We start from the raw sequence: 24,075 nt of genomic DNA, 5'->3' as shown, positions 1-24,075 counted from the left end.
ACCGGGGCTCACACCGAGCGAAACGGTCCAGCTTCCCAGACGACACGGTCACGCGCACGATGAGACCTGTTCGGCTCAATTGTCGTAACCATCCGACGGGTTAGCGGTCGATACGGCCCCTACGGGAGGGCCGGCATCGCCGGGAGAGCGGGAATCGCCGGGATGTCCGGGAGGGCCGGGGCGGCCGGGAGCGCCGGGGCGGCCGGCACCGCGGGCAGGGCGTCCACCGGGGGAACCAGCCCGTCGATCGGCGGGAGCTCCACCGGCGGCAGCGCGGGGATGAGGCCGGACAGGTCGGGAAGCTCGGGGAGCTTGATGTCCGGCAGCTTCGGCAGCTCGATCGGCGGCAGCTTCACCCCGTCGGGCAGCAGACCTCCGACCGTCGCGAGAAGCCCCTCCAGGGTCTTGGTGAGGCTCGCCAGAAGGTCGTCGATGGGACCGGCGGCCGCCGCGCGCCGCTCGATCTTCTCGACCTGCTGCTTTACGGAGGCCACACGTTCGGTGAGGGCCGCGGAGCCGTCACCCTCCGCGGCGCCCGCGGGGGCAGCCGCGCCGGACAGTATGACGACGGCGAGGGCCGACGGGACGAGGAGGCGGGCGCGGGACGGCTTCGTGCGGTGCATGGATGTTCCTTCGCGGTGGGGACACGAAAGTGGACCCGAACGGTCCGCTTCATCACCCACCGTGCGAACACCCCGCACGGAGCGCAACCGGAGCTTCGGCGGGTGCTGGCTGCGTACGGGCTTCGCGCAGGCGTCCGGAGGCCACTCACCCGGGCCGGGGAAAACCTCGACACGCGCAGGCCGTTTGAGTGAAGCACCGGAACCAACTCCCTGATCGGACAGTTGACCAGGGCGCTCCATCAGCGGGCACTCGTGCGACAGAAGGAACAAGATGTTCAAGAAGTTCATGACCGCCGCCGCGGTCTCCGCCGTTGCGATCGGCGCGGGCGCTGCCGCCGCGGCCCCGGCCATGGCCATCGGCAACGACAACGGGGTCAACACCGTCAACGGCAACGGTGCCCAGCAGATCTACGGCAACCAGAAGACCCACGGCGACATGAGCCCGCAGCTCAGCCTGGTCCAGGGCACCCTCAACAAGCCCTGCATCGGCCTGCCGGCGAAGGTCAACGCCCAGTCGATCCTCGCCGCGCTCAACATCGGCGTCCAGGACATCAACGTCCTGTCCAACCCGCAGAACCAGCAGTGCACCGAGAACTCCACCCAGGCCAAGGGCGACGAGCCGCTCTCGCACATCCTGGACAACATCCCGGTCCTGTCGGGCAACCTCTCGAACGGCAGCTGATCTCCGGCTCCTCCGCCCTTCGGGTGATCGCGGGCCGCTGAGCCTGTGGAGTGAATGACGAGGGCCCCGGCGGCGTCCAGCCGCCGGGGCCCTCTTCGCTTTCCGCCCCCGGCGGTCAGCCGGTCCAGAAGTCCCACCAGCGGGTGAGGACCAGCATGCCGATCACTCCGACGTGCAGGGCGGGCGGGGCCCAGCCGAATTCGGCGAAGAAGCCCCGCAGTGCGCGGGGCGCGGGCAGCGCGCGCGTACGGACGTTGTGCGCGGTGACCGCCCAGAACATCAGCAGGGTCGCGACCCAGGCCAGGCAGCACCACAGGCAGAGCGCGTTGATCTCGTAGAGCGACTGGACCATCAGCCAGCTGCAGAAGCCGACGCCGAAAAGCGTGCCGGCGTTCAGTCCGAGCCAGAACCAGCCGCGGTAGCGGGCGCCGGCCAGCAGGCCCACGCCGACGCAGACCACGACGGCGTACGAGACGAGCCCCAGCATCGGGTTGGGGAAGCCGAAGGCCGCCGCCTGTTCGCTCGCCATCACACTGCCGCAGGAGACGACCGGGTTGAGACTGCACGCGGGCTTGAAGTCCGGGTCCTCCAGCAGGAGGAACTTGTCGAGGGTGATCACCCACGAGGCCAGCAGCCCGGCCGCCCCGGTGACGGCCAGCAGCCAGGCCAACCCCCTCGGCGCGGCGTCGCGTTCGCCCTCGTGTCCACTGCGGGGCCGTACCTGCTGACGCGGGAGGCCCACTGTATTCGTTGCCATGTGGCCCATAGTCCCGCGCTTCCTCTCAGATCGGGCCCAACCATGCTCATCCGTACGCAAGTTGACCTGAAGGTGTGGCGGGAACCTCCGATGCTTCCCGGACGTTTTACCGAACCCCGGACGTGATGTCAGAACCAGGGGTTACGTTGAGCTTCCGCGAAGTGACAAGCTGCGACGGCCTGGAGACCCACCTTGAGCGATCCGTACGAGACAACCGAGGCGCACCTCGAACGACTCCTCGGCCGCGCCCTCAACTCCTTCGACCTGCCGGACAGGCTGGTCGAGCGCCTCGGCACGGCGCTCGCCCACAGCTCTTCGCTCTACACCACCCACCACAGCCCGGAGGCGGGCATCTGGCGGGAGACCCACCGGCACACCTACCTGCTGACCGACGGTGGTTCGGTCTCGCTGTGGGAGCTGGCCTACCGGCTGGAGGGCGACCGGGCCGTCCGGCACGAGGTCTTCGCGAGCAAGGCGGAGACCTGCCTGGCCGTGACCCGGCTGTTCGGCGAGGCGCCGGCCGGGGCGTCCGCGGATCACGTGCTGGTGCCGGGTGAGGACGATCCGGAGGGCGGCGTGGCGCTGCTGAGCGCGCTGTACGCGGCCCCGGCCCCGGTGCGGCGCCACCGGGAGTACGCGGTGGAGGACTCCGCCGACCACGCCCGGCGGGTGCTGCGCCGCGCGGAGAACGCCGACCGGCCGGGCGAGCGGGTGGCGACGCTGCTGCGGTCGGCGTACGCGCACCAGATCACGCAGGCGTTTGGCGCGCGGCACTGCCTCTCGGACGGGCGGGGCGCGGGTTTCAGTCTGTACGAGCACGCCTTCGTCCTGCTGGACGGGAGCGAGGTCAGCCTGTGGGAGGTCGAACACACGGCGACGCCCGACGGGCGGCACATGTGCGAGGTGTACGAGAGCGAGGCGGCCGCGCGCGGAGCGATGGAACTGCGCGCCCGCGTACGGTGATCCGGCCCGATCGGCAGGACACCGGGCAGGAGACCCCTCAAGGCATGCCGGGGTCGGCGGAGGTCCGGGGGCGGGTCCTCGGTGACACGGACCCGGTCGGGGCGCGGGTCCGCCGGGGTCGGCATGGCACTGCCCGGCAGCTGGACGGCGGCCGCGCCGTGGGCCAGTGAGGGGACCTCGTACCTGCGGAGGGAAACAAAAAAGAACGGACATGCCCGCCCGCGAGGGGCGGACATGTCCGTGCTGTGGCGCCTCGGGCCCGGATCAGCCGGCCGGGACCTGCTCCACGGTGCGGCCGGCGTGCTCGGCGGCGCCCTCGCGCTCCTCCATCGGGAGCGCCCGGCGCGGCAGTACGAACATCACCGCGAAGATCACGACGAGTACGGCCACGACCCACCAGAGCGCGCCGCGGAAGGCCTCCACGTACGACGGACCGAAGATCATGTCGTCGTCGATCAGGCCGAAGAAGACGACGGAGGTCAGGGCGAGACCCAGCGCGTTGCCCATCTGGCCGGTGGTGTTGATCAGGCCCGAGGCGGATCCGGCGTGCTCGCGCGGGACCTGGGAGAGCACGGTGTCGTTCAGCGGGGCCACGATCAGGCCCATGCCGACGCCCATGACGATCAGCGGGGCGGCCATCTGCCAGGAGGCGATCTCCATGCCGTAGTGCTGCGACTCCCAGATGTAGAGGAGCACACCGGCGGCCATGACCAGCGCGCCGGCCTGGAGCACCTTGCGGCCGAAGCGGGGGACGAGCTTCTCGACCGAGAGGCCGGCGGCGACCGAGACCGCGATGGAGAACGGGATGCCGGTGAGACCCGCGCGCAGCACGCTCCAGCCGAGGCCCATCTGCATGTACATCGTCCAGACCAGGAAGAAGATGCCGGTGGCGATGCCGAACGTCAGCTGGACGGCGATACCGCCGGCGAAGCTCTTGACCTTGAAGAGGGAGAGCTCGACGAGCGGGGAGCCATCCTTCTTGATCTTGTACTTCTCGTACGCGATGAAGGCGGCGAAGACGAAGGGCGCCGCGCCCATGCAGACGAAGCCCCACAGCGGCCAGTCGTTCTCGTGGCTGTGGGTCAGCGGGAAGATCAGCAGGACCAGGGCGAGCGTGGCGAGGACGACGCCGACCAGGTCCAGGCGCAGCGCCTTGGGGGCCTTGGACTCGGCGATGAACTTGCGGCCCAGGATCACGCCCATGATGCCGACGGGCAGGTTGATCAGGAAGATCGGGCGCCATCCGAGACCGAAGAGGTCCCACTCGATGAGCAGCGCGCCGAGCAGCGGACCCGAGACGGCGGCGAGGCCCACGATCGCGCCGAACATGCCGAAGACCTTGCCGCGCTCCTGCGGCGGGAAGGTGACGTGGATGATCGCCAGGACCTGCGGCACCATCAGGGCGGCCATGCCGCCCTGCAGCAGGCGGGCCACGACGAGCACGTCCGGGTTGGCGGCGATGCCGCAGAGCAGCGAGGCCGCGGTGAACCCGGCGATGCCGATGAGGAAGACGCGCTTGCGGCCGTAGATGTCACCGAGACGGCCGCCGGTGATCAGGCCTGCGGCGAAGGCGAGGGCATAGCCCGCGGTGATCCACTGGATCGCGCTGGTGGAGGCGCCGAAGTCCTCACGCATGGTGCGGATGGCTATGTTGACGATCGTGACGTCGACCAGGTCCATGAAGGCCGCGGTCATCACGATGGCGAGCGCCAGCCAGCGGCGGCGGTCGGCGGGCGAGCTGGGTGCGTCGTGGGCTACGTCGTTCCGCTCTTCTTGTATGGGCCCGTTCTCTCTTTCGGGCGATGTCTTGGACGTCTCGGTGCTCATGAGGAGAAACTTAGACGGCGTCTAGGTCAGTTCGTGTCCTATTTCGCTGGCAGCCTTGATTCATGACCGACACACCCGCACGGCTGCTCTCCCTGCTGTCCCTCCTCCAGACCCCGCGGGAATGGCCCGGGAGCGAGCTGGCCCAGCGGCTGCGGGTGAGCCCGCGGACCATCCGGCGCGACATCGAGCGGCTGCGGGACCTCGGCTACCCGGTGGAGGCCACCCTGGGCGCCGAGGGCGGATACCGGCTGGTGGCGGGGGCGGCGATGCCCCCGCTGCTCCTGGACGACGAGGAGGCCGTGGCGATCGCGGTGGGGCTGCGAGCCGGGGCCGGGCATGCGATCGAGGGGGTCGAGGAGGCCTCCGTACGGGCCCTGGCGAAGCTGGAGCAGGTCCTGCCCTCACGGCTGCGGCACCGGGTGAGCGCGCTCCAGTCGGCCACGATCGCGCTGTCCCGGGGGGACGGGGCGAGCGTGGACCCGCGGACGCTGACCACGATGGCGGCGGCGGTGGCGGGGCCGGAGCGGCTGCGGTTCGCGTACCGGGCGGGGAACGGGGCCGAGACGCGGCGGCTGGTGGAGCCGTACCGGCTGGTGAGCACCGGGAGCCGGTGGTATCTGGTCGCCTACGACCTGGAGCGGGAGGACTGGCGGACCTTCCGGGTGGACCGGGTGGAGGAGGCCTTCGCGACGGGGGCCCGGTTCGCGCGGCGGGACCTGCCGATGGAGGCGGAGGAGTTCGTCCGGCGGGGGCTGCGGGGCGGGGAGAAGCAGCCGTACCAGGTGGAGGTCGACTTCGCGGCCGGCCCGGCGGAGCTGCCGGCCTGGCTGCGGGCCGCGGCCCTGCCGGGTGACGGGGCGGGGACCGCGGTGCGCTTCGAGAGCGCGGACGCGCCGGAGTGGACGGCGGCGCGGCTCGCCCTGACGGGCCTGGCGTTCACCGTGCGGGAGCCGGCGGAGCTGCGGGCGGCGGCCGGGGCGATGGCCGCGCGGCTGTCCGAGGCGGCCACGGCGCCCTAGCGGGGGCTCCACCCCCCGGCCCCCCGCTCCTCGAACGCCGGAGGGTCTGGGCCAAGCGGGGCAGGAGAGAGCCCCGGCGCCTGGGGGGGATAGGCACCGGGGCTCGTATGGGGGGCTTGGCGGCGGGCCGCTCTAGGCCACGGCGTCGAAGCCGGTGTCGCGCGCCATCCGCTTCAGCTCCAGCAGGGCGTGCTTCTCGATCTGGCGGATCCGCTCACGGGTCAGGCCGTGCTGCTTGCCGACCTCCGTCAGGGTCCGCTCGCGGCCGTCGTCGATGCCGTACCGCATCTTGATGATCGACGCCGTGCGCTGGTCGAGCTTGCCCAGCAGGTCCTCCAGCTCCTCGCTGCGCAGCAGGGAGAGCACGGACTGCTCGGGCGAGATCGCCGAGGTGTCCTCCAGGAGGTCACCGAACTGGGTGTCGCCGTCGTCGTCGACCGCCATGTTGAGGCTGACCGGGTCGCGCGCCCAGTCCAGTACGTCACCCACGCGCTTCTCCGTCGAGTCCAGCTCGGCGGCGATCTCGGCGTGCTCCGGGTCGCGGCCGTTCTCGCGGTTGAATTCACGCTGGATGCGGCGGATCCGGCCGAGCTCCTCGACCAGGTGGACGGGGAGGCGGATGGTGCGGGACTGGTCCGCGATGGACCGGGTGATCGCCTGCCGGATCCACCACGTGGCGTACGTGGAGAACTTGAAGCCCTTGGCGTAGTCGAACTTCTCGACCGCGCGGACCAGGCCCGCGTTGCCCTCCTGGATCAGGTCGAGGAGGGGCAGACCACTGCGGGGATAGCGCCGGGCCACGGCCACGACGAGGCGCAGGTTCGACCGGATGAAGACTTCCTTGGCCCGCTCGCCCTCGGCGGCCAGCGCCTCAAGCTCCTCGCGGGCCGGGGTGTCCCCGTCGCGTTCTATCGCGCCGTCGAGGATCTGCTGGGCGTAGACGCCCGCCTCGATGATCTGGGAGAGCTCCACTTCCTTGGCGGCGTCGAGCAGCGGGGTGCGCGCGATCTCGTCCAGGTACATGCCGACCAGGTCACGGTCTGCGATCTCCCCGCCCACAGCGCGAGCGCTGCTCGTGGACTGACGACGGGCGACGGCGCGGGTTGCCATGCGTGCTCCCTTGCGAAGTGTTCGGTCGCGGTGCGGCTGGTGGACGCCGCCGGGACGGCTGCCAACCGGTCCGGTGCGTCACGGACACTCTCCCGAGTGCCCGCTTCCGAAGGAAACAACGACTGGAATCGGGACAGAATTCCCACGCCGCTCCCTGTTTTTCGAGATCTTGCAGTATCCTGCCCCGCCACCGGAGGGGGAGCGAATGTCACAAGATCTCGAAGAGGTGCAGGTCAGGCCCGGAACGGAGGCTGATCTGGCGCCCCTCACGGACCTCTACAACCACTACGTCCGTGAGACCGCCGTCACATTCGACACGGCCGTTTTCACTCCGGAACAGCGCCGCCCCTGGCTGCACTCCCACCCTGAAGACGGGCCGCACCGGCTTCTGGTTGCCTGGACAGGCGATCGAATGGCCGGATACGCCACGAGCAGCGCATTCCGCCCCAAACCGGCCTACGCCTCATCGGTGGAGGCGAGCGTCTACCTCGCCCCGCACGCGGTCGGCCGGGGCGTCGGCACACTCCTCTACGAGGCGCTCTTCGCGGCCCTGGCCGAGGAGCCCGTGCACCGCGTGTTCGCCGGGATCGCCCTGCCGAACGAGGCCTCGGTGCGCCTCCACGAGCGCTTCGGCTTCCGCCGCATCGGAGAGTTCACGGAGGCGGGCTGGAAGTTCGGCCGGTACTGGGACGTCCGCTGGTACGAGAAACGCCTGGGCCACCACCCGTCCGGGTGAGGGGCGGGCACATTCCCGCGGCATGAGCCCGCCCCTCCCTACCGCCGGGGAGTGGCTTGGGCGGCCCGGCCGGCGACGCCCACACTCTGAGGAGGTCAGCCTCGACCGGGACCGCGACCGCAAACGGCGTGCGTACGCCAGGGCCGGGATCCCCGTGTACCTGATCATCGACGACTACGACTTCGTGATCACCGAAGCGGACACCGAAGCGGTCACCGGCGCATTGCGCGGGTCCTAGCCGAACTGCAGGGAGCGCTTCGAGAGGCCCATCCAGAAGCCGTCCACCGGGGTGCGGGCGGCGGTCAGGTCGGATTCGGCCGCGCCGAGGGTGACGAAGAGCGGGGCGAAGTGCTCCGTGCGCGGGTGGGCCAGGCGGCCCGCCGGGGACTTGTGCTCGAAGTCCAGCAGGGCGTCCACGTCGGACGCGGCCAGGGCCTCGCGGCCCCACGCGTCGAACTCCGCCGACCAGGCGGGGACCCCCGGGCCCGTATGGCGCAGCGCCGCCAGGTTGTGCGTGAAGAAGCCGCTGCCCACGATCAGCACGCCCTCGTCGCGCAGCGGGGCCAGTTTGCGGCCGATGTCCATCAGCCCGGCCGGGTCCAGCGTGGGCAGGGAGATCTGGAGGACCGGGATGTCGGCCTCCGGGTACATCTCCACCAGGGGGACGTACGCCCCGTGGTCCAGGCCGCGGTCGGGGATGTCCTGGACCGGGGTGCCGGGGGCGCGCAGCAGCTTGCGGACCGAGGCGGCCAGCTCCGGGGCGCCGGGGGCGTCGTAGCGCACCTGGTAGTAGTGCTCCGGGAAGCCCCAGAAGTCGTACACGAGAGGGGCGCGCTCGGTGGCTCCGAGGGCGAGCGGGGCCTCCTCCCAGTGGGCGGAGACCATCAGGATCGCCCGGGGGCGCGGCAGGCCGGCGGACCAGGCGGCCAGCTCGCCCGGCCAGACGGGGTCGTCGGCCAGCGGGGGTGCGCCGTGGCTCAGGTACAGGGCCGGCATGCGGGTCACGGGGGCGCTCCTTATTGGTTGAAACGCGTACGGAAACAGACTAACCCCGTCTCGTTCAAATTTGAACGAGACGGGGTCATCAGTCATTCCGCAGGACCCGCGGCCCTGATCAGTGGGCGAGCACCGGCACTTTGAGCTCGGCGTCGTCGCCGGAACCGGAGGCCACCGGGCCGCCGGCGCCCGGACGGCCGGTGTTGATCAGCGTCAGCGCGATGACCGAGCTGGCGACCAGGATGCCGACCGCCCACCAGATGGCGGACGCGTAGCCCTCGACCATGGCCTGCGCCTGGATCAGCTGCCCGGCCGGGCCGCCCGCAGCGGCCTCGGCCGCGTGGTCGGTCAGGTAGGCGGTGGTCGCCGAGGCGGCGATGGTGTTCAGCAGCGCGGTGCCGATGGCGCCGCCGACCTGCTGCGAGGTGTTGACCATGGCGGAGGCGACACCGGCGTCGGCCGGGTCCACCCCGTGCGTGGCCAGGGACATCGCCGGCATGAACGCCGTACCCATGCCGAGGCCGAGCAGGACCTGCGCCGGCAGGATCAGCGCCGGGTACGAGGACCCGACCTCCAGCTGGGTCAGCAGCAGCATGCCGAGGCCGGCGACCAGGAAGCCGGGGCCCATCAGCAGGCGCGGCGGGACCCGCGTCATCAGGCGGGCGCCGATCTGGGTGGAGCCCGCGATCATGCCCGCGATCATCGGCAGGAAGGCGAAGCCGGTCTTGACGGGCGAGAAGCCCTTCACGACCTGCAGGTAGTAGGTGAGGAAGAGGAACAGGCCGAACATCGAGATGACGGCGAGGCCGAGCGAGAGGTAGACACCGCCGCGGTTGCGCTCCAGCAGGACGCGCAGCGGCAGCAGCGGGGACTTCACCTTGGACTCGACGAGGACGAAGGCGGCCAGCAGCACCGCCGAGGCGGCGAACATGGCGACCGTCAGGGCATCCGACCAGCCGGCGGACTCGGCGCGGGTGAAGCCGTACACGAGGGCGACGAGACCGGTGGTGGACAGGACCACGCCCGGGATGTCGAGCGGCGCGCGGTTGCGGGAGCCCGCGGACTCACGGATGACCAGCCAGGCGCCCACGGCCGCGACGATCGCGAAGGGGATGTTGACGAAGAAGGTCCAGCGCCAGTTGAGGTACTCGGTCAGGAAGCCGCCGAGGATCAGGCCGACGGCGCCGCCGCCGCCCGCGATGGCTCCGTAGATGCCGAAGGCCTTGGCGCGCTCCTTGGCGTCGGTGAACATGACGGCGAGCAGCGACAGGGCCGCCGGTGCGAGCAGCGCGCCGAAGGCACCCTGGAGGGCGCGGGCGCCGAGCATCATGGCCTCGCCGTTCGCGGCGCCGCCGAGCGCGGAGGCCAGGGCGAAGCCGATGAGGCCGACGACGAAGGCGTTCTTACGGCCCCACTTGTCGGCGATGCGGCCGCCGAAGAGGAGCAGTCCGCCGAAGGCCAGCGCGTACGCGGTGATGACCCACTGGCGGTTGCCGTCCGAGATGCCGAGGTCGGTCTGGGCGGAGGGGAGGGCGATGTTCACGATGGTCGCGTCGAGGACGACCATCAGCTGGGCCAGGGCTATGAAGACGAGTGCCTTCCAGCGGCTGGGATCGGCAGCCGGCGCGAGGCTCGCGGCCGTTTTTGACATGGGGGTACCCACTTCACTGTGCGGAATGACTGAAAAAGGCTATTTCTTTGGCTTTGTGCGCGTCACATGGTTTTCTGCCGCAGGTCGTCCAAGGTCGCTGCCGAACCCGGGAGTTCGGAGCGGGCCGGGGCGCGCAACCCGTCGAGGAAGAGCTGGAGATGGCGGTGGGCGAAGCGGTCGGTGTCGAGGCACGCGGTGCCGGGCAGGGGGCGGCTGAGCTGGGACAGGGCGACCATCAGGTCGCCGACGCCGATGTCCGTGCGGACCAGTCCGGCGTCCTGGCCCGCGGCCAGCAGGGTGACGACCGCCTCCTCCAGCGCGGTGCGTGCCGCGAGGAGTTCGGGGTGTTCGCCGTCGAAGCCCTCGCCGAGCATCGGGCACAGGGCGCCGATCCGCTCGTCCGCGGCGGCGTGCGTGAACCGGCACAGGGCGGCGAAGGCGTCGGGCTCCTCGGCGAGGGAGGCCTCGGCCGAGGCCGTCACCCGGCCCATCGTGAAGAGAACGACGTGGTGGACGAGGGTGGGACGGTCGGGGAAGTGCCGGTAGAGCGTGGCATTGCCGATGCCGGCCCGGCGGGCGACCTCGTCGAAGGGAGTCGCGGAGCCGGATTCGACGAAGGCCTCGCGGGCAGCCGCCAGGATCCGCTCGCGGTTGCGGACGGCGTCGGCGCGCGGACGCGGGACGCCGGTCGCGGACACCTGCGGCTGCACCTGCACCCGCGCCTGCACCCGCGCCTGCGCCCGGTCCGGATCCGGGGTGGGCCGGGCCGCCGGGGCGATGCTGGTGGAGCTCTTCATTCCGGGGCCTCCCTGGCGCGGATTCACGGACTCGCGGTGCGGACTGCGCGACCGCCCCACCTAAGCGGGGAGCCGCTCCCCGCTTAGCGGGACTCCCGTACAAACGGGGATCGGGTCCCCGGTTATTTCACTCCCCCGTGTGACCTGAGTCACGGGCGTGTCCACGTTCGGCCTCTCCCGACGCGCGGGCGCGCCGCGCCCGGCGGAGGGTGATCGAACAGAGCGCAGACCGGGCAGGGCCGGCTGCCGCGGACCCGAAGGCGATCTCCATGTCGCAGACCCGCCACCGGATACGCAGACCACGCCGCACCAGCGCGTACATCGGCCTGACCGCGCTGGCCCTCGGCGTCACGACGACCGCCAGCACGGGCATATCCAGCCGCGGCAACTCGGCGGCCGGAGCGGTGGCCACGACCGTCGAATCGGCTCTCGCGCCCTGCCGGATCGCGGGCACCATGGGTGTGCAGATGTCCGAGGGCATGCCGACCCCGCCCGGGTACTCACGCTCGACCGGCGAGATCCGGGCCCTGAACCTGATGATCGACTTCCCTGACGCCAAGGGCGAGGGCACGGCGGCGGACCGGATGGCGGAGTTCTTCCCCCAGACGGCCGAATGGTTCCGCACCAGTTCCTACGGCCGGCTGGTCTACCGGGCCGAGGCCCCGATAAAGGACTGGCTGCGGATGCCGATGCCCTTCGCGGCGTACGGGATCGAGCGCGGGTCCGCGTACGAGCCGGGCTACCGGCAGCTCGTCGAGCACATAGCGAAAGTCGCCGACCCCGAGGTGGACTTCACCCGGTACGACCTGATCAACATCCTGGTCACGCCGAACGCCGGGCCGTCCGCCCTGGACACCGTCCTGTCGGTGACCTTCTCGGGCAACGGCGAGGCTCCGGTCGCCGACGGGGTGCCGCTGGCCAACACGTCCTTCGTCTACAGCCGCCAGGACGACGGCTCCGGCACCTACCAGGAGACCGGCTACCGGGTGCTGCCGCACGAGAACGGGCACGTCTTCGGGCTGCCCGACCTCTACACCTCGGACGGCGGGAACACGGTCGGGCACTGGGACATCATGAGCGAGGACTGGGGCGCCAACAACGACCTGATGGGCTGGCACAAGTGGAAGCTGGGCTGGCTGGACAGTACGCAGATCAGCTGCGCGGCCAAGTCGGGCACCAGCGACCACACCCTGTCCCCGCTGGGGATACGGGGCGGCACCAAGCTGGCCTTCGTCCCGCTGTCGGAGAGCGCCGGGTACGCGGTGGAGGTGCGGACCCGGGCCGGCAACGACGAGGCCGTCTGCAAACCCGGCGTCCTCATCTACAAGGTGGACTCCGACGTGGACACCGGGCACGGCCCGATCACCGTGTCGGACAGCGCGAGCACGAGCGGCGGCTGCACCCGGCGGCCCAATGTGCACGCGGAGCTCTCGGACGCGCCGTTCCGGCCGGGCGAGACCTTCACCGACGAGAAGGCGGGCATCAGCGTCTCCGTGGTGGGTGAACTGCGCAACGGCAGCTACCAGGTCCGCATCATCCGGCCGTGACGTCCCGCGGGCCGGGGACGGACCCCGGGCCGGGGACGGACCCCGGGCCGGAGTCACGCGCCACGTGACCCCGGCCTTCGGCGCGTCCGGTTCAGCCCTCCGTGAGCGCCCGGCGCAGCACGTCCACGACCGTGGGGCGGTGCGCGTCGGCCAGCAGGAAGAAGTGGTCACCCTCGAACCGGAGCACCTCGCACGCTCCGGTCGTGTGAGCGGCCCAGCCGTCCAGCGGCTCGTGCGGGACCAGCGGGTCGGCCGTGCCGCCCAGCGCGTGCAGGGGCACGTCGATCCGTACGTCCTCGAACCCCGCCGCGGCCTCCCGGCCGAGTTCGATGTCCGCCCGCAGTACGCGCGTCACGTGCGCCAGCATGTCCGGATCGTTCAGCACCCACTCCGGGGTGCCGCCGCCGTCCCGCAGCAGCCGGACGGCGTCCTCCTCGGTGCTGGTGGCGTGGGCCCGGCGCGGGGTCCGGCCGGGGGCCTGCCCGCTGACGACGGCCGCCCGGCAGTGCGGGCCGAGCAGCCGCGCGGCGCGGGTGGCCAGGAGCGCGCCGAGGCTGTGCCCGAAGACCACCGTGGGCAGCGGGTCACGGCAGAGCACCTCGTCGGAGACGGAGTCCAGGACCTGGTCGAGCCGGCAGCCGGGCGGCTCGCCGAACCGGCGCTCCCGTCCGGGCAGCGAGAGCCCGAGCACTTCCACATGGTCGGGCAGCGGCTCGATCAAGGGGAACAGGGTGTTGGGGCCGGACCCGGAATGCGGGAACACCAGCAGCCGCGCCCGGGGCGCGGTCACCGCCTCCCGCAGCCGCAGCAGCGGCCACCACGGCACGCGCGGGGATGTCATCGCGGTCGATCCGCCGGCGCCGGTCACGGGCAGTTGACGATCTGGCCGGCGTAGGACAGGCCCCCGCCGAACGCGAAGAGCAGCACGGGCGATCCCTTCTCGATCTCACCCCGCTCGATGAGCTTGGACAGCGCCAGCGGGATGCTCGCGGCCGAGGTGTTGCCCGACTCGACGACGTCCTTGGCTATGACGGCGTTGACCGCACCGATCTTGCGCGCAAGGGGCTCGATGATCCGCAGGTTGGCCTGGTGCAGGACGACCCCGCCCAGCTCCTCGGGCTTCACGCCGGCCCGCTCGCAGACCTGGAGGGCGACCTCGGGGAGCTTCGTGGTGGCCCAGCGGTACACCGACTGCCCTTCCTGGGCGAAGGTGTTGGACGGCGCCTCGATGCGTACGGCCTGGCCCATCTCGGGTACCGAACCCCACACGACCGGGCCGATCTCCGGCTGCTCGGAGGCCACGACGACGGCCGCGCCCGCACCGTCGCCGACGAGCACGCAGGTGGTGCGGTCCGTCCAGTCGACGAAGTCGGTGAGCTTCTCCACGCCTATGACCAGGGCCTTCGTGGCGGAACCCGTCCGTATGCTCTGGTCGGCCAGCGCCATGGCGTGCGGGAATCCGGAGCAGGCCGTGTTCACGTCGATGGCGGCGGGAGCCTGTGCCCCGACCGCGGCGGCCACCCGGGCCGCCATGTTGGGCGAGCGGTCGAGCGCCGTGCAGGTGGCCACGATGACGAAGTCGATGTCCGCACCGGTGAGTCCGGCGTTGGCCAGTGCGTGCTCGGCGGCCTTCGTGGCCATGTCCGAAACGGACTCGTCCTCGGCCGCCACCCGGCGCGTCCTGATCCCGACCCGGCTCTGGATCCACTCGTCGTCGGTGTCGACCATCTGCTCAAGATCGGCGTTGGTCAAGACTTTCGGCGGCTGATAGTGCCCGAAGGAAAGGACACGCGACCCGACCATCAGTGTTTCTCCTCGCTCCGTGGACCCGGATGCGGATCCTTGTCGACCGATGATCAGACTATGCAGCGCCCGGCCGGGGCCATCCCTTCGAACAGGCCGTTTTCCGCCAGTGGCGACCGCGGTTCGGACAGACTCCGCAACCGCGCCGTTCCCGCCTGGTGTCCGCCCCGGCCTTTTGGCCCCGGCCCTTTGTGTCTGCCGTGTATCGGTGGGCGCTCGGCCGCCGATCGGATCGCGCACCCGGCCCCGACGGCGGCTGCCGCGCCCGGTGCCTCCCGTATCGTTCCTTCCGGGTCGCCGGCGGCGTGTGGTGTCACGCCGGAGCGGCGCTTCGCCCGGCCCGTACGAACAGGAGTCCCGCCCGTGCCCTCACCCGCCCCGGCACCGGAATCTCTGCCTCCGGTCCGCGTGCTGCTGGTCGAGGACGACGAGCTGATGCGCCGGTCCTTCACCACCGCCCTCGAACGCTACGGCTACCGGGTCACGGCCGCGGCCGACGGACTGACCGGGCTGGAGTCCTTCCGCGACGACGACGGCTTCGACCTGCTGATCCTGGACGTGATGCTGCCGGGCCTCGACGGGATCGGGCTGTGCCGCCGGGTCCGCGAGACCAGCCTGGTGCCGGTGCTGATGATGTCCGCCCGCGGCGACGGCCTCGATGTCGTCGCCGGTCTGGAGGCCGGGGCCGACGACTACGTGGTCAAGCCCGTGGACACGTACGTCCTCGTGGCACGCATCCGCTCGCTGCTGCGGAGGGCGGCCTACGCGCCCGCCCCGGGCGGCGAGCCCGCCGCCGGCCGGGAGGACGGCGTACTGACCTTCGGGGACCTGACCATCGACACCGGCGGGATGGAGGTGTGCCTCTCCGGAAGGCCCGTGGCGCTCACCCCCACCGAGCTGAAGCTGCTGCTGGAGTTCGCCGCCCACCCGGGCATCGTGCTGGAACGGCACACCCTGCTGCGCAACGTCTGGGAGTACGGCTGGGACGGCGACAGCCGCGTCGTGGACCTGGCCGTGCAGCGGCTGCGCAAGAAGCTGGGCCGGGAGCGGATCGAGACGGTCCGCGGCTTCGGCTACAAGCTCAGGCGCTGAGGCCGGTGAAGCCCCCGCGCCGGCCGTGGTGGCCGGCCCGCGTGCCCCTGCGCTGGAAGATCGCCGCGCTGGCGGCGGCCACGGCCTGCCTGGTCGCCCTGGCGGTGGGCGTCCTCGTCCACGTGTGGACCGCGATGGACATCCGCAGCCGGGCCGAGATGGAAGCCACCAACACGGTGTACTCCGCCATGGACGTCTACCGGCGCACCGGAACGCTGGCGGGCGGCGCCGAGCTCGATCCGGCCGAACTGCCCACCGCCCTGCGCCACCCGGCCGACGGCGACCGGCGGGTGGCCTACGACGGACGCGTCGAGGGGAACCTCGGGCCGAGCGTCTGGGGCGCCCAGCGGGTCGGCGGCGCGGACAGCCCGGTACTGGCCGTGCGGATCAACATGAGCCCGCAACTCCACGACCTGCGCCGCCTCGACGCGAGCATGGCGGTGGCTTCGCTGCTCTCGCTCGCCGCGGCGCTGCCCCTGGCGGTCTACGGGGCCGGGCTGGTCGCCCGCCGGCTGCGCCGGGTCGCCGAGACCGCGGCCCGGATCTCCGCCGGGGACCTCGACGCCCGCACCGGCCCCGCCCTGGGCCACGCCCGGGGCCGCGCCCGGGGCCGCGACGAGGTGACCGACATCGCCGCCACCGTCGACCTCATGGCCGACAGCCTCGGCCGGCGGCTGCGCATCGAGCGGCAGTTCACGGCGGACGTGGCCCACGAGCTGCGCACCCCCGTCGGCGGACTGCTGGCCGCCACCGACCTGCTGCCGCCCGGCGAGACGGAGGACCTGCTCCGGGCCCGCGTACGGGACCTGCGCGGCCTGGTCGAGGACCTGCTGGAGATCTCCCGGCTGGACGCGGGCGCGGAGGCGCCGGTACGCGCCCGGGTCCCGCTGGCCGCGGTGGTCGCCGAGGCGGTGGCCCGTACCGGTCTCGACACGGAGGTCGGCGTCGCCGAGGCGCCCGACGCACCCACGGTCAAGACCGATCCGCGCCGCCTGGAGCGGATCGTCGGCAACCTCGTCGTCAACGCGCACCGGCACGGACGGACCCCGGTACGGGTCACCGTCGAGGGCCGGACCGTCGTCGTCCGCGACCACGGCCCCGGCTTCCCCGCCGACCTGCTGCTCGACGGCCCGCGCCGGTTCCGTACGGGCGCCACGGAGCGGGGCGCGGGGCACGGCCTCGGCCTGACCATCGCCCTGGGCCAGGCTCGGGTGCTCGGCGCCGAACTGCGCCTGGACAACGCGCCGGACGGCGGCGCGGTCGCCACCCTCCGCCTCCCGCGCTGACCGACCGGCCGCCCCCGCACAACTGCCGCGCAACGGCGCGGAAGCCGATACACGGCGGCCCCGGCCCTGATACGTCCCCCCGACACCCTTCGGCGTGCAGCCCTTTCGCACCGCACCCGAAGTGGAGTCCCCGTGACCGCCGACCCGTTCACCCCCCGCCCGACGCCCGGTGTCGCGGCGTCCACCACCGGCCTGTCGAAGGTCTACGGCGGCGGAGACACCCGCGTGGTGGCCCTGGACCGCGTCAGCGTCTCCTTCCGGGAGGCCGAGTTCACCGCGATCATGGGCCCCTCCGGCTGCGGCAAATCCACCCTCATGCACTGCGCCGCGGGCCTCGACTCCGTCAGCTCCGGCTCCGTCCGCATCGGCACCACCGAGCTGGGCACACTGGGCGACCGGCAGCTCACCGAGCTGCGCCGGGAGCGGATCGGCTTCGTCTTCCAGGCGTTCAACCTGCTGCCCACCCTGACCGCGCTGGAGAACATCACCCTGCCGCTGTCCATCGCCGGCCGCCGCCCCGACCGGCAGTGGCTGGACCGCGTGGTGTCCATGGTCGGTCTCGCCCAGCGGCTGGACCACCGGCCCGGGCAGCTCTCCGGCGGGCAGCAGCAGCGCGTCGCGGTGGCCCGGGCCCTGGTCACCCGGCCCGCGATCGTCTTCGGCGACGAGCCCACCGGAAACCTCGACTCCCGCGCCGGGGCCGAGGTTCTCGGCTTCCTGCGCGACTCCGTGCGCGAACTGGGCCAGACCGTGGTGATGGTGACCCACGACCCGGTCGCCGCCGGCTTCGCCGACCGCGTCGTCTTCCTCTCCGACGGCCGGCTGGTCGACGAGATGGTGCGCCCCACCCCGGACCGGGTGCTGGACCGGATGAAGCAGTTCGACACCCGCGCACGCACGAGCTGACCCTCCCTCACCCGCGACCGCGCCCCTCCCCCGTCCCCGCCCCGGAAGCCACTCACCCATGCTGAAAACAGCCCTGCGCAACGTCCTGGCGCACAAGGCCCGGCTGCTGATGACGGTGCTCGCCGTCACCCTCGGCGTCGCCTTCGTCTCCGGCACCCTCGTCTTCGCGGACTCCTCCACGGCGGCCCACCGGGCCGCCGTGTCGAAGGACTACGCCGACATCGCGGTCACCGTGACCCCGAAGGACCCCCCGCCGGGCGCACCTGGCGCGGCCGAGTCCGCCGGGGACGCCGGGGACGCCGGGGACGAGCACGCCACCGTGCTCGACGACGCCCTCGCCCGCAAGCTGGCCGGGCTGCCCGGCGTCGCCGCCGTACGGCCGTCCGCGGACGGCCTGGCCACCCTGAACTCCTCGAACGGCACCCCCCTGCGCACCGGCAGGATCTGGGCGCACCGGGCGGCCGCCTACGTCCCCGGCGCCGACGGCAAGGACAGCCGCCACCCGCTGACCGGGGGCCGTGCCCCCCGCGGCGGCGAGGAGATCGCCGTGGACAGCGGCACCGCGGCCGCCGGCCGGTTCCGTATCGGCGAGGAGGTCACCCTGGCCACGGACGGCCCGGCCATGACGAAGCGCCTCGTCGGCATCGTCACCACCCGGGACACCCGGGTGACGGCCGGCGGCACCCTGGTCCTGTTCGACAAGGCCACCGCACAGCAGCTGTTCGCCTCCCCGGGCCGCTACACCTCGATCGACCTGTCCGCCGCAGGGGGCACCGACGCGGCCGAACTCGCCCGCCGGGTCACCGCCCTGCTCCCCGCCGACCGGGCCGAGGCCACCACCGGCGCCGCCCAGGCCGCCCAGCAGACCGTCCTCGTCGACACGCTCACCCGCGGCAACGAGAAGCTGTCACTGGTCTTCGCCGGAGTCGCCCTCTTCATCGGGTCGTTCCTGATCGTCAACACCTTCACCATGCTCGTCGCCCGGCGCACCCGTGAGATCGCCCTGCTGCGCGCGATCGGTGCCACGCGCCGCCAGGTCGTGCGCTCCCTCCTCTGGGAGGCCGTCCTCCTCGGCCTCGCCGCCTCCGCCCTCGGTTTCCTGCTGGGTCTCGGGATCGCCTCCGTACTGCCGGAGATCCTGAGTACCACCGGGGAGTCGCTGCCCCGCGGCCCCCTGGTGATCGGCCCGCTCCCCGTGGCGGCCGCGCTCGCCGTCGGGGTGGGCGTCACCGTGCTCGCGGCATGGCTGCCGTCCCGCAAGGCCGCGCGGATCGCACCGGTCGAGGCCATGCGCGCGGCCGAACAGCCGCCCACCGCCACCGCGTCCCGGGTCCGCGGCGCGGCCGGTGCCCTCCTGCTCGCCCTCGGCGCCGCACTGCTGCTGTCGCTCGCCGGGGCGAAGGACGCCTCCGAGGAGAATCTGCGGAGCGCCATGTCCGGCTGCGCCCTCCTCGTCATCGCCGTGATCGTGCTGGCGCCGCTGCTCGCCGTCCCCGTGCTCCGGCTGAGCGGACGGCTGACCGGCCGCCTCGGAATCACCGGCCACCTCGCCCACCGCAACGCGCTGCGCGACCCGCGGCGTACCGCCGCCACCGCCTCCGCCCTGATGGTCAGCACGGCCCTGGTCGCCGGGCTCGCCGTCATCGGCCACTCCACCGGGCAGGCCCTCGACCGCCAGGCCGCGGCCGGTCTCGCCGCCGACTACGTGATCAGCACGCACACCTCGTCGGCCGGCATCGACCCGGCCGCCGTACAGCGGGTGAGCGCCACCCCCGGTGTACGGACGGCGACCGCTGTCACCGACTCCACCCTCTTCGTCGGCGGTGGCGTCCGCCGGATCTCCGGGGTCGACCCTGCCGCCGCCCTGTCCGTCATGAAGCTGGACTTCGTCAACGGCTCCCTGAAGGACCTCGGACCGGGCCGCATCGCCCTCTCCAGCACCCTGGCCCGCGCGAACGGGGTGCGTACCGGCGACCGGATCGACGCCCGGATCGGCGGCCCCGGCCAGGACCTCACCCCGTACACGGTCGTCGGCGTCTACGAGGACAACCCCACCGCCCAGGACGCCCTGGGCGCCCGCACCGAGGTCCAGCAGAACAGCCTCAGTGCCGGCTCCGTCCAGCGCGTCCTCGTCCGCGCGGACGGCGTCGCGGACGGCGGCGCCACGAAGGACCGGCTGCGTACCGCCACGGGCAACAACCCGCTGCTCCAGGTCCAGGACCGGCAGGAGCTCGTCCAGGAGGCCTCCGGTTCCCTGAGCACCCTGCTGACCCTGACCTACGGCCTGCTCGCCATCGGCGGTGTGATCGCCGCCCTCGGCATCATGAACACCCTGGCCATGTCGGTGTCGGACCGCACCCGGGAGATCGGCGTCCTGCGCGCCATCGGCATGGACCGCGCCGGCATCCGCAGGATGATCCGCCTCGAATCCCTGGCCGTGGCCGCCTTCGGCACCCTGCTGGGCCTGGCGTCCGGCCTGTTCGGTGCCTGGACGGTCGGCGCCCTGACCAACGGCGCGCTGAAGGACTACTCCCTGACCCTTCCCTGGGGCACGCTGCTGCTCATCTGTCTGATCTCCCTCGCCACGGGCGCGGTGGCGGCCGCCCTCCCGGCCCGCCACGCGTCGTCGCTGAGCCCCCTGGAGGCCGTCGCCGAGCTGTAGCCGAAGCACCGGGCCGGTGCGGCGGCCAGGGTCTCGGGGGCGAGGGCGTCGACGGTGAGCAGTTCGCAGCCGGTGGGCACGGTGCGTTCGCCGCCTCGTCAGCTCTGCGGGTGCTGTCCCAGCGCGGTGTCCGTGTCCTTGCCGCCCCATCCTTCGGGGCTTCGCCAGATGACGTGGACTCCGAAGACGTCGCGGACGGTGTCCGCGGACCAGTCCTCGGCCGGGGGTTCGGAGAGGACCAGACAGAGGCCGTCGGCCCGCGTGGGCAGGGTGTGGTTGATCTCCAGGAGGCGGGTGGCGCCCGAGCGGAGGTCCGCGTACGCCGAGCGGCCGGCGCCCAACGCCTCGTAGAGGAAGAGCCCTTGCCCGGTGACGCAGCTGACGTCGACGACGGGCGAATCGGTCGGCTGGAGGTCGGCCCAGAGGAGGTCCGATTTCAGGGCGTGGCGGACCGCCTCGTGCTTCTTGCACGTCCGGTCGGCTCCGGCCGACGCCTCCAGCGCGCGCAGGAAGCCTTCCTTGGTGGCCGGCGCCGGCGCGGCCGTGTCTTCCGCGAGGATCATCTGCTCTACGTCCTTCTGCTCGGGCTGCGGTGGGGCGGGGGCGGGGGCGGGTGAGGCGGCGGCTTCGGTGGTCTCGTCGTCGGGGGCCGGGTCCGGCGCCAGGTCCGGGCCCGGGTCGGCGGTGAAGCGGTCCTGGAGCGCCCGGCGCGCCTCGGCCAGGGTGTCCGTCCAGCCCGAGGCCGTCAGGGTTTCCCGGAGCCGGCCGGTGTCCAGGGTGCCTTCCTTGAGCGCGCGGTTGGCGTTCGCGGCGAGGTCGCGCAGAACGCCCAGCCGGTCCCTGCCGGGAGAGCCGAACAGGTGCAGCACCTCGACCCAGTCGGCCTGGTCCCTGCGAAGGACGCGGTTGGCCATCCCCTGCAGCTCGGAGAGCCTGCCGCGGGCGTCGGGAACGTCCCCGTCGTTCTCGGTCAGCTCACGGAGCACGTCCAGTGCCGCGAGGTAGCGGCCCGCCATCCTCGGCGAGACGTCCGACCGGCCCCGCTGGTCGGAGGTGAGGACCGTCTGGTTCGTCTCGTTGGCGAACACCCAGCAGTCCAGCTTGTCGCCACGTCGCGGGGGAACGGATCCGTGCCGGACGGTGAGAACCAGGGGACGGTCGAAGCCGGTGGTGAGGGCCTTGACCTTGTAGCGGCCTCCGGGGGCCTGGTCCACGACCTCGACCCGTACGTCGGCCCCGATCCGGGGAAGCCGGGCCGTGGCCGCCGCCTCAGTCTCCGTCTCCGTCTCCGTCTCCATCTGTCCCTCCGCTTCCGCCACGACCGTGGCCTCGGGGGCCGGCGCTCCGGAGCCGGTCCCGGGGCTCGTGAGCACGTCCGGCAGCGGGGAGGTGTGCAGGACCGTCAGGCTCTGGGTGCTGCGGGTCAGGGCCACGTACAGCTGTCGCAGGCCCGCGGGACCGCGGTCGGCGATGGTGGCGGGCTCGATGACCAGGACGTGGTCGTACTCCATGCCCTTGGCCTGGGCGGCGGCCAGGACGGACACGGCGGCGCGGTGCCGGTCGCCGATGTCCCCGCCCCCGTCGATCCGGCGGCTGATCGCGTCGAGCCAGTCCGAGTCGTCGGGGACGATGACGGCCACGGAACGGAGGGTGTTCCCGTCGCTGGTGCCCACGAGGCGCGTCACGTGCGCGACGGTGTCGTCGAGGAGCTTCCACGGCTCGGTCTCCACCGTCCGTACGGCGTCCTCGCCCGCCTCGCGCACGGCCTGCGGGTAGGGCAGGGCCGGTGCGATCTCCCGGGCGAGGGGGGCGACGAACTCCATGATCTCGGCGGGCACGCGATAGCTGGTGTTGAGCTCGGCCACCCGCCAGTCGCCGTGGTCGGAGAGGACCGTGCCGAGCAGGTCCCAGCTCGCCGGGACGTGCGGCCCCGTCGCCTGCGCGAGGTCGCCCAGGACGGTCATGGAGCCACCCACGGCGCAGCGCCGCCGCAGGGCACGGGCCTGCATGGGCGTGAGGTCCTGTGCCTCGTCGGCGACGATGTGCCCGTAGCGGCTCGGGGTCTCCCCGCTGATGAGGACCCGGAGCTCTTCGAGGCAGACGTGGTCGTCGAGGGTCCAGGGATCGGCGTCGGCGCTGGCGGCCCGGGGCCTGAGCAGGGCCGCCTGCTCCCCCTCGTCGAGAATCCCGTCGGCGCAGGCGTGCAGGACGTCGGGCGAGTCGTAGAGCGTGCGCAGGGCCTCCCTGGCGCCCGGGGACGGCCAGACGCGTTCGATGAGGCGCTCGACCCGGCGGTTGCGCTCCAGGTCGCGGCGGATCGTACCGGCCTGCCCGCGCCGTGGTGCGATGTCGGAGAGCTCTTGCAGGAGACGGTCGACGAGCAGGCCGCGGAAGCGGTCGCGGCGCTCCCGGTAGGGGCTGTCGCCCTCGTGTGCCTGGTCGAGGAGGGCGAGGATCTCGGACCGCGGTACGCGCAGGGTCGTACTGCCGGCGGGGACGACGATCGCGGGCTCGTCGCCTTCGAAGGAGGGCGCGACGACGAGGTCGTCGAGGGCTTCGGGGCGGTAGTCGTTCTCCACGCGGCGGCGCAGGACGGCCGCCATGCGCTCGTCGGACTTCACGCGTCGCGTCTGCGGGGAGTCGGCGGCGAGTATCTCGCCGTCCCACAGGCGGTTCAGCTGGACGGCGTTGACGTCCCGGGTGCCGAGCGTGGGCAGGACCTGGCCGACGTACTCCAGGAACCGCTGGTGGGGGCCGATCACCAGGATGTCCTGGGCCTTGAAGTGGTTGTTGTTGACGAGCCAGGTCACGCGGTGGAGACCGACCGCGGACTTGCCGGTGCCCGGGCCGCCCTGCACGACGAGGATGTCGGACGGAGAACCGGTGACCAGCTCCATCTGGTCGCGGCGGATGGTCTCGACGATGTCGCGCATGCGGCCGCTGCGCGACCGCTGGAGCTCGCGCAGCAGGAAGTCGTCCGGCTGGAGCGTCTTGCGGCGCTGCCGGCGGACGATGTCGCCCGGGGTGGCCGGGGACGACGGCCGGGGCTCCGGCACGGTCGTGGGTACGGGTACGGGTACGGGAGCGGTCGCGGGTTCCGGTGCCCGAGCGGCGGCGGCCGGCGGGGCGATGTCGTCGAAATAGCCCTCCACGATCCGCTGGACGCAGCGCAGTTGGCGCCGCAGCGTCACCTCACCGGGGCTCTCGGGCCGGGCGTCCAGCCACTTCCTGGCCAGGGGGCTGGTCCACTGCAGGACCACCGGCTCGTTCGAGGCGTCCCACACGACCCGCCGTCCGACGTACCAGGGGCGGGATGCCGTGCCGGGCCGCTCCGGTGCGTCGACCCGGGCGAACACCAGGGCCTCGTCGCCGAGTCCGCCGTACGAGGCCGCGCGCGCCTCCGCCTCGATCCGGTTGGCGATCCCGTCCTTGCCGCTCGCCGAGGCCGTGGCCGCCGACGTTCCGCTCATCTCGGCCAGGCGTGCGGTGTAGCAGTCGTACGCGTGGTCGACGGCCCGCTGCTCGACGGCGAGGCCCTCGCCCCGAGTGGTGGTGCTCATGTGCGTCCTCCCTGCGGCGCCGCAGAGGCGCCGCTACGGGCCTGCGCCCGTACCCCGC

Annotated in this window: 20 protein-coding genes and 1 pseudogene; 10 read left to right on the top strand and 11 right to left on the bottom strand. The window is 72.3% G+C overall.

Annotation, left to right across the window (positions count from 1 at the left end):
- Nucleotides 1-119 precede the first annotated feature (119 nt).
- The gene (locus ACFY0D_RS31895; protein WP_390801437.1) at nucleotides 120-623 is read right to left on the bottom strand and encodes a hypothetical protein; all 504 of its coding nucleotides are present in this window, start codon (nucleotides 621-623) and stop codon (nucleotides 120-122) included.
- A 271-nt stretch (nucleotides 624-894) separates the two neighbouring features.
- Between ACFY0D_RS31895 and ACFY0D_RS31890 the strand changes: the two genes are divergently transcribed.
- Entirely contained in the window at nucleotides 895-1,305 is a 411-nt protein-coding gene (locus ACFY0D_RS31890; protein ID WP_301370314.1) for a rodlin, read from the top strand.
- Between the two features lie 115 nt (nucleotides 1,306-1,420).
- On the opposite strand, the gene ACFY0D_RS31885 is transcribed toward ACFY0D_RS31890, so the two are convergent.
- Nucleotides 1,421-2,062: a vitamin K epoxide reductase family protein gene (locus tag ACFY0D_RS31885; RefSeq protein ID WP_390801436.1), complete on the bottom strand. Its 642-nt coding sequence runs from the start codon at nucleotides 2,060-2,062 to the stop codon at nucleotides 1,421-1,423.
- A gap of 192 nt (nucleotides 2,063-2,254) precedes the next feature.
- On the opposite strand from ACFY0D_RS31885, the gene ACFY0D_RS31880 reads away from it, so the two are divergent.
- A complete protein-coding gene (locus ACFY0D_RS31880; RefSeq protein WP_390801435.1) occupies nucleotides 2,255-3,025 on the top strand; it encodes a DUF6227 family protein in 771 nt (256 codons plus the stop codon).
- A 62-nt stretch (nucleotides 3,026-3,087) separates the two neighbouring features.
- Here ACFY0D_RS31880 and ACFY0D_RS31875 read toward each other — a convergent pair.
- Together ACFY0D_RS31875 and ACFY0D_RS31870 are read right to left on the bottom strand one after the other, a co-directional pair.
- Nucleotides 3,088-3,195 (bottom strand): annotated as a pseudogene (locus tag ACFY0D_RS31875) (1-phosphofructokinase); the annotation flags it as partial.
- A gap of 94 nt (nucleotides 3,196-3,289) precedes the next feature.
- Nucleotides 3,290-4,852 carry an MFS transporter gene (locus tag ACFY0D_RS31870; RefSeq protein ID WP_390801434.1) on the bottom strand — a complete coding sequence of 521 codons (1,563 nt, stop codon included), beginning with the start codon at nucleotides 4,850-4,852 and terminating at the stop codon, nucleotides 3,290-3,292.
- Between the two features lie 62 nt (nucleotides 4,853-4,914).
- On the opposite strand from ACFY0D_RS31870, the gene ACFY0D_RS31865 reads away from it, so the two are divergent.
- Nucleotides 4,915-5,871 carry a helix-turn-helix transcriptional regulator gene (locus ACFY0D_RS31865; RefSeq protein WP_390801433.1) on the top strand — a complete coding sequence of 319 codons (957 nt, stop codon included), beginning with the start codon at nucleotides 4,915-4,917 and terminating at the stop codon, nucleotides 5,869-5,871.
- 132 nt (nucleotides 5,872-6,003) lie between these two features.
- Here the strand turns inward: ACFY0D_RS31865 and ACFY0D_RS31860 are convergent, their stop codons facing one another.
- Nucleotides 6,004-6,981, bottom strand: coding sequence for an RNA polymerase sigma factor RpoD/SigA (locus ACFY0D_RS31860; protein ID WP_373042045.1), 978 nt, complete (start codon nucleotides 6,979-6,981; stop codon nucleotides 6,004-6,006).
- Between the two features lie 205 nt (nucleotides 6,982-7,186).
- Between ACFY0D_RS31860 and ACFY0D_RS31855 the strand changes: the two genes are divergently transcribed.
- Nucleotides 7,187-7,717: a GNAT family N-acetyltransferase gene (locus tag ACFY0D_RS31855; RefSeq protein WP_390801432.1), complete on the top strand. Its 531-nt coding sequence runs from the start codon at nucleotides 7,187-7,189 to the stop codon at nucleotides 7,715-7,717.
- A gap of 22 nt (nucleotides 7,718-7,739) precedes the next feature.
- Nucleotides 7,740-7,955 carry a hypothetical protein gene (locus ACFY0D_RS31850; RefSeq protein ID WP_390801431.1) on the top strand — a complete coding sequence of 72 codons (216 nt, stop codon included), beginning with the start codon at nucleotides 7,740-7,742 and terminating at the stop codon, nucleotides 7,953-7,955.
- Here ACFY0D_RS31850 and ACFY0D_RS31845 read toward each other — a convergent pair.
- From ACFY0D_RS31845 to ACFY0D_RS31835, 3 genes are all read right to left on the bottom strand, one after another.
- Nucleotides 7,952-8,713 carry a dioxygenase gene (locus tag ACFY0D_RS31845; protein WP_390801510.1) on the bottom strand — a complete coding sequence of 254 codons (762 nt, stop codon included), beginning with the start codon at nucleotides 8,711-8,713 and terminating at the stop codon, nucleotides 7,952-7,954. The genes ACFY0D_RS31850 and ACFY0D_RS31845 overlap by 4 nt on opposite strands.
- 118 nt (nucleotides 8,714-8,831) lie before the next feature.
- Entirely contained in the window at nucleotides 8,832-10,364 is a 1,533-nt protein-coding gene (locus ACFY0D_RS31840; protein ID WP_390801430.1) for an MFS transporter, read from the bottom strand.
- Nucleotides 10,365-10,426: 62 nt separating this feature from the next.
- A complete protein-coding gene (locus tag ACFY0D_RS31835) occupies nucleotides 10,427-11,161 on the bottom strand; it encodes a TetR/AcrR family transcriptional regulator (RefSeq protein WP_390801429.1) in 735 nt (244 codons plus the stop codon).
- A gap of 269 nt (nucleotides 11,162-11,430) precedes the next feature.
- Here ACFY0D_RS31835 and ACFY0D_RS31830 point away from each other — a divergent pair, with 269 nt between their 5' ends.
- Nucleotides 11,431-12,708, top strand: coding sequence for a M6 family metalloprotease domain-containing protein (locus ACFY0D_RS31830; RefSeq protein WP_390801428.1), 1,278 nt, complete (start codon nucleotides 11,431-11,433; stop codon nucleotides 12,706-12,708).
- Nucleotides 12,709-12,799: 91 nt separating this feature from the next.
- On the opposite strand, the gene ACFY0D_RS31825 is transcribed toward ACFY0D_RS31830, so the two are convergent.
- Nucleotides 12,800-13,549, bottom strand: coding sequence for a thioesterase II family protein (locus ACFY0D_RS31825; RefSeq protein ID WP_390801427.1), 750 nt, complete (start codon nucleotides 13,547-13,549; stop codon nucleotides 12,800-12,802).
- Between the two features lie 23 nt (nucleotides 13,550-13,572).
- Complete coding sequence (locus ACFY0D_RS31820) at nucleotides 13,573-14,511, bottom strand: beta-ketoacyl-ACP synthase III (RefSeq protein WP_390801426.1); 939 nt, start codon at nucleotides 14,509-14,511, stop codon at nucleotides 13,573-13,575.
- Nucleotides 14,512-14,946: 435 nt separating this feature from the next.
- Here ACFY0D_RS31820 and cseB point away from each other — a divergent pair, with 435 nt between their 5' ends.
- The 4 genes from cseB (at nucleotide 14,947) to ACFY0D_RS31800 (ending at nucleotide 20,457) form a co-directional block, all read left to right on the top strand.
- Nucleotides 14,947-15,603, top strand: coding sequence for a two-component system response regulator CseB (gene cseB, locus ACFY0D_RS31815; RefSeq protein WP_390801509.1), 657 nt, complete (start codon nucleotides 14,947-14,949; stop codon nucleotides 15,601-15,603).
- A 41-nt stretch (nucleotides 15,604-15,644) separates the two neighbouring features.
- The gene (locus tag ACFY0D_RS31810) at nucleotides 15,645-16,889 is read left to right on the top strand and encodes a sensor histidine kinase (protein WP_390801425.1); all 1,245 of its coding nucleotides are present in this window, start codon (nucleotides 15,645-15,647) and stop codon (nucleotides 16,887-16,889) included.
- A 132-nt stretch (nucleotides 16,890-17,021) separates the two neighbouring features.
- Nucleotides 17,022-17,795: an ABC transporter ATP-binding protein gene (locus tag ACFY0D_RS31805; RefSeq protein WP_390801424.1), complete on the top strand. Its 774-nt coding sequence runs from the start codon at nucleotides 17,022-17,024 to the stop codon at nucleotides 17,793-17,795.
- A 58-nt stretch (nucleotides 17,796-17,853) separates the two neighbouring features.
- Nucleotides 17,854-20,457, top strand: coding sequence for an ABC transporter permease (locus ACFY0D_RS31800; RefSeq protein WP_390801423.1), 2,604 nt, complete (start codon nucleotides 17,854-17,856; stop codon nucleotides 20,455-20,457).
- 98 nt (nucleotides 20,458-20,555) lie between these two features.
- Here the strand turns inward: ACFY0D_RS31800 and ACFY0D_RS31795 are convergent, their stop codons facing one another.
- A complete protein-coding gene (locus tag ACFY0D_RS31795) occupies nucleotides 20,556-24,017 on the bottom strand; it encodes a HelD family protein (protein WP_390801422.1) in 3,462 nt (1,153 codons plus the stop codon).
- Between the last annotated feature and the right edge of the window lie 58 nt (nucleotides 24,018-24,075).

Source organism: Streptomyces sp. NPDC001502, assembly GCF_042894785.1.
Taxonomy (GTDB): domain Bacteria; phylum Actinomycetota; class Actinomycetes; order Streptomycetales; family Streptomycetaceae; genus Streptomyces; species Streptomyces kutzneri.
Note: the sequence above shows the minus strand (reverse complement) of the source record. Positions and strands in the feature narration are given on the sequence as shown.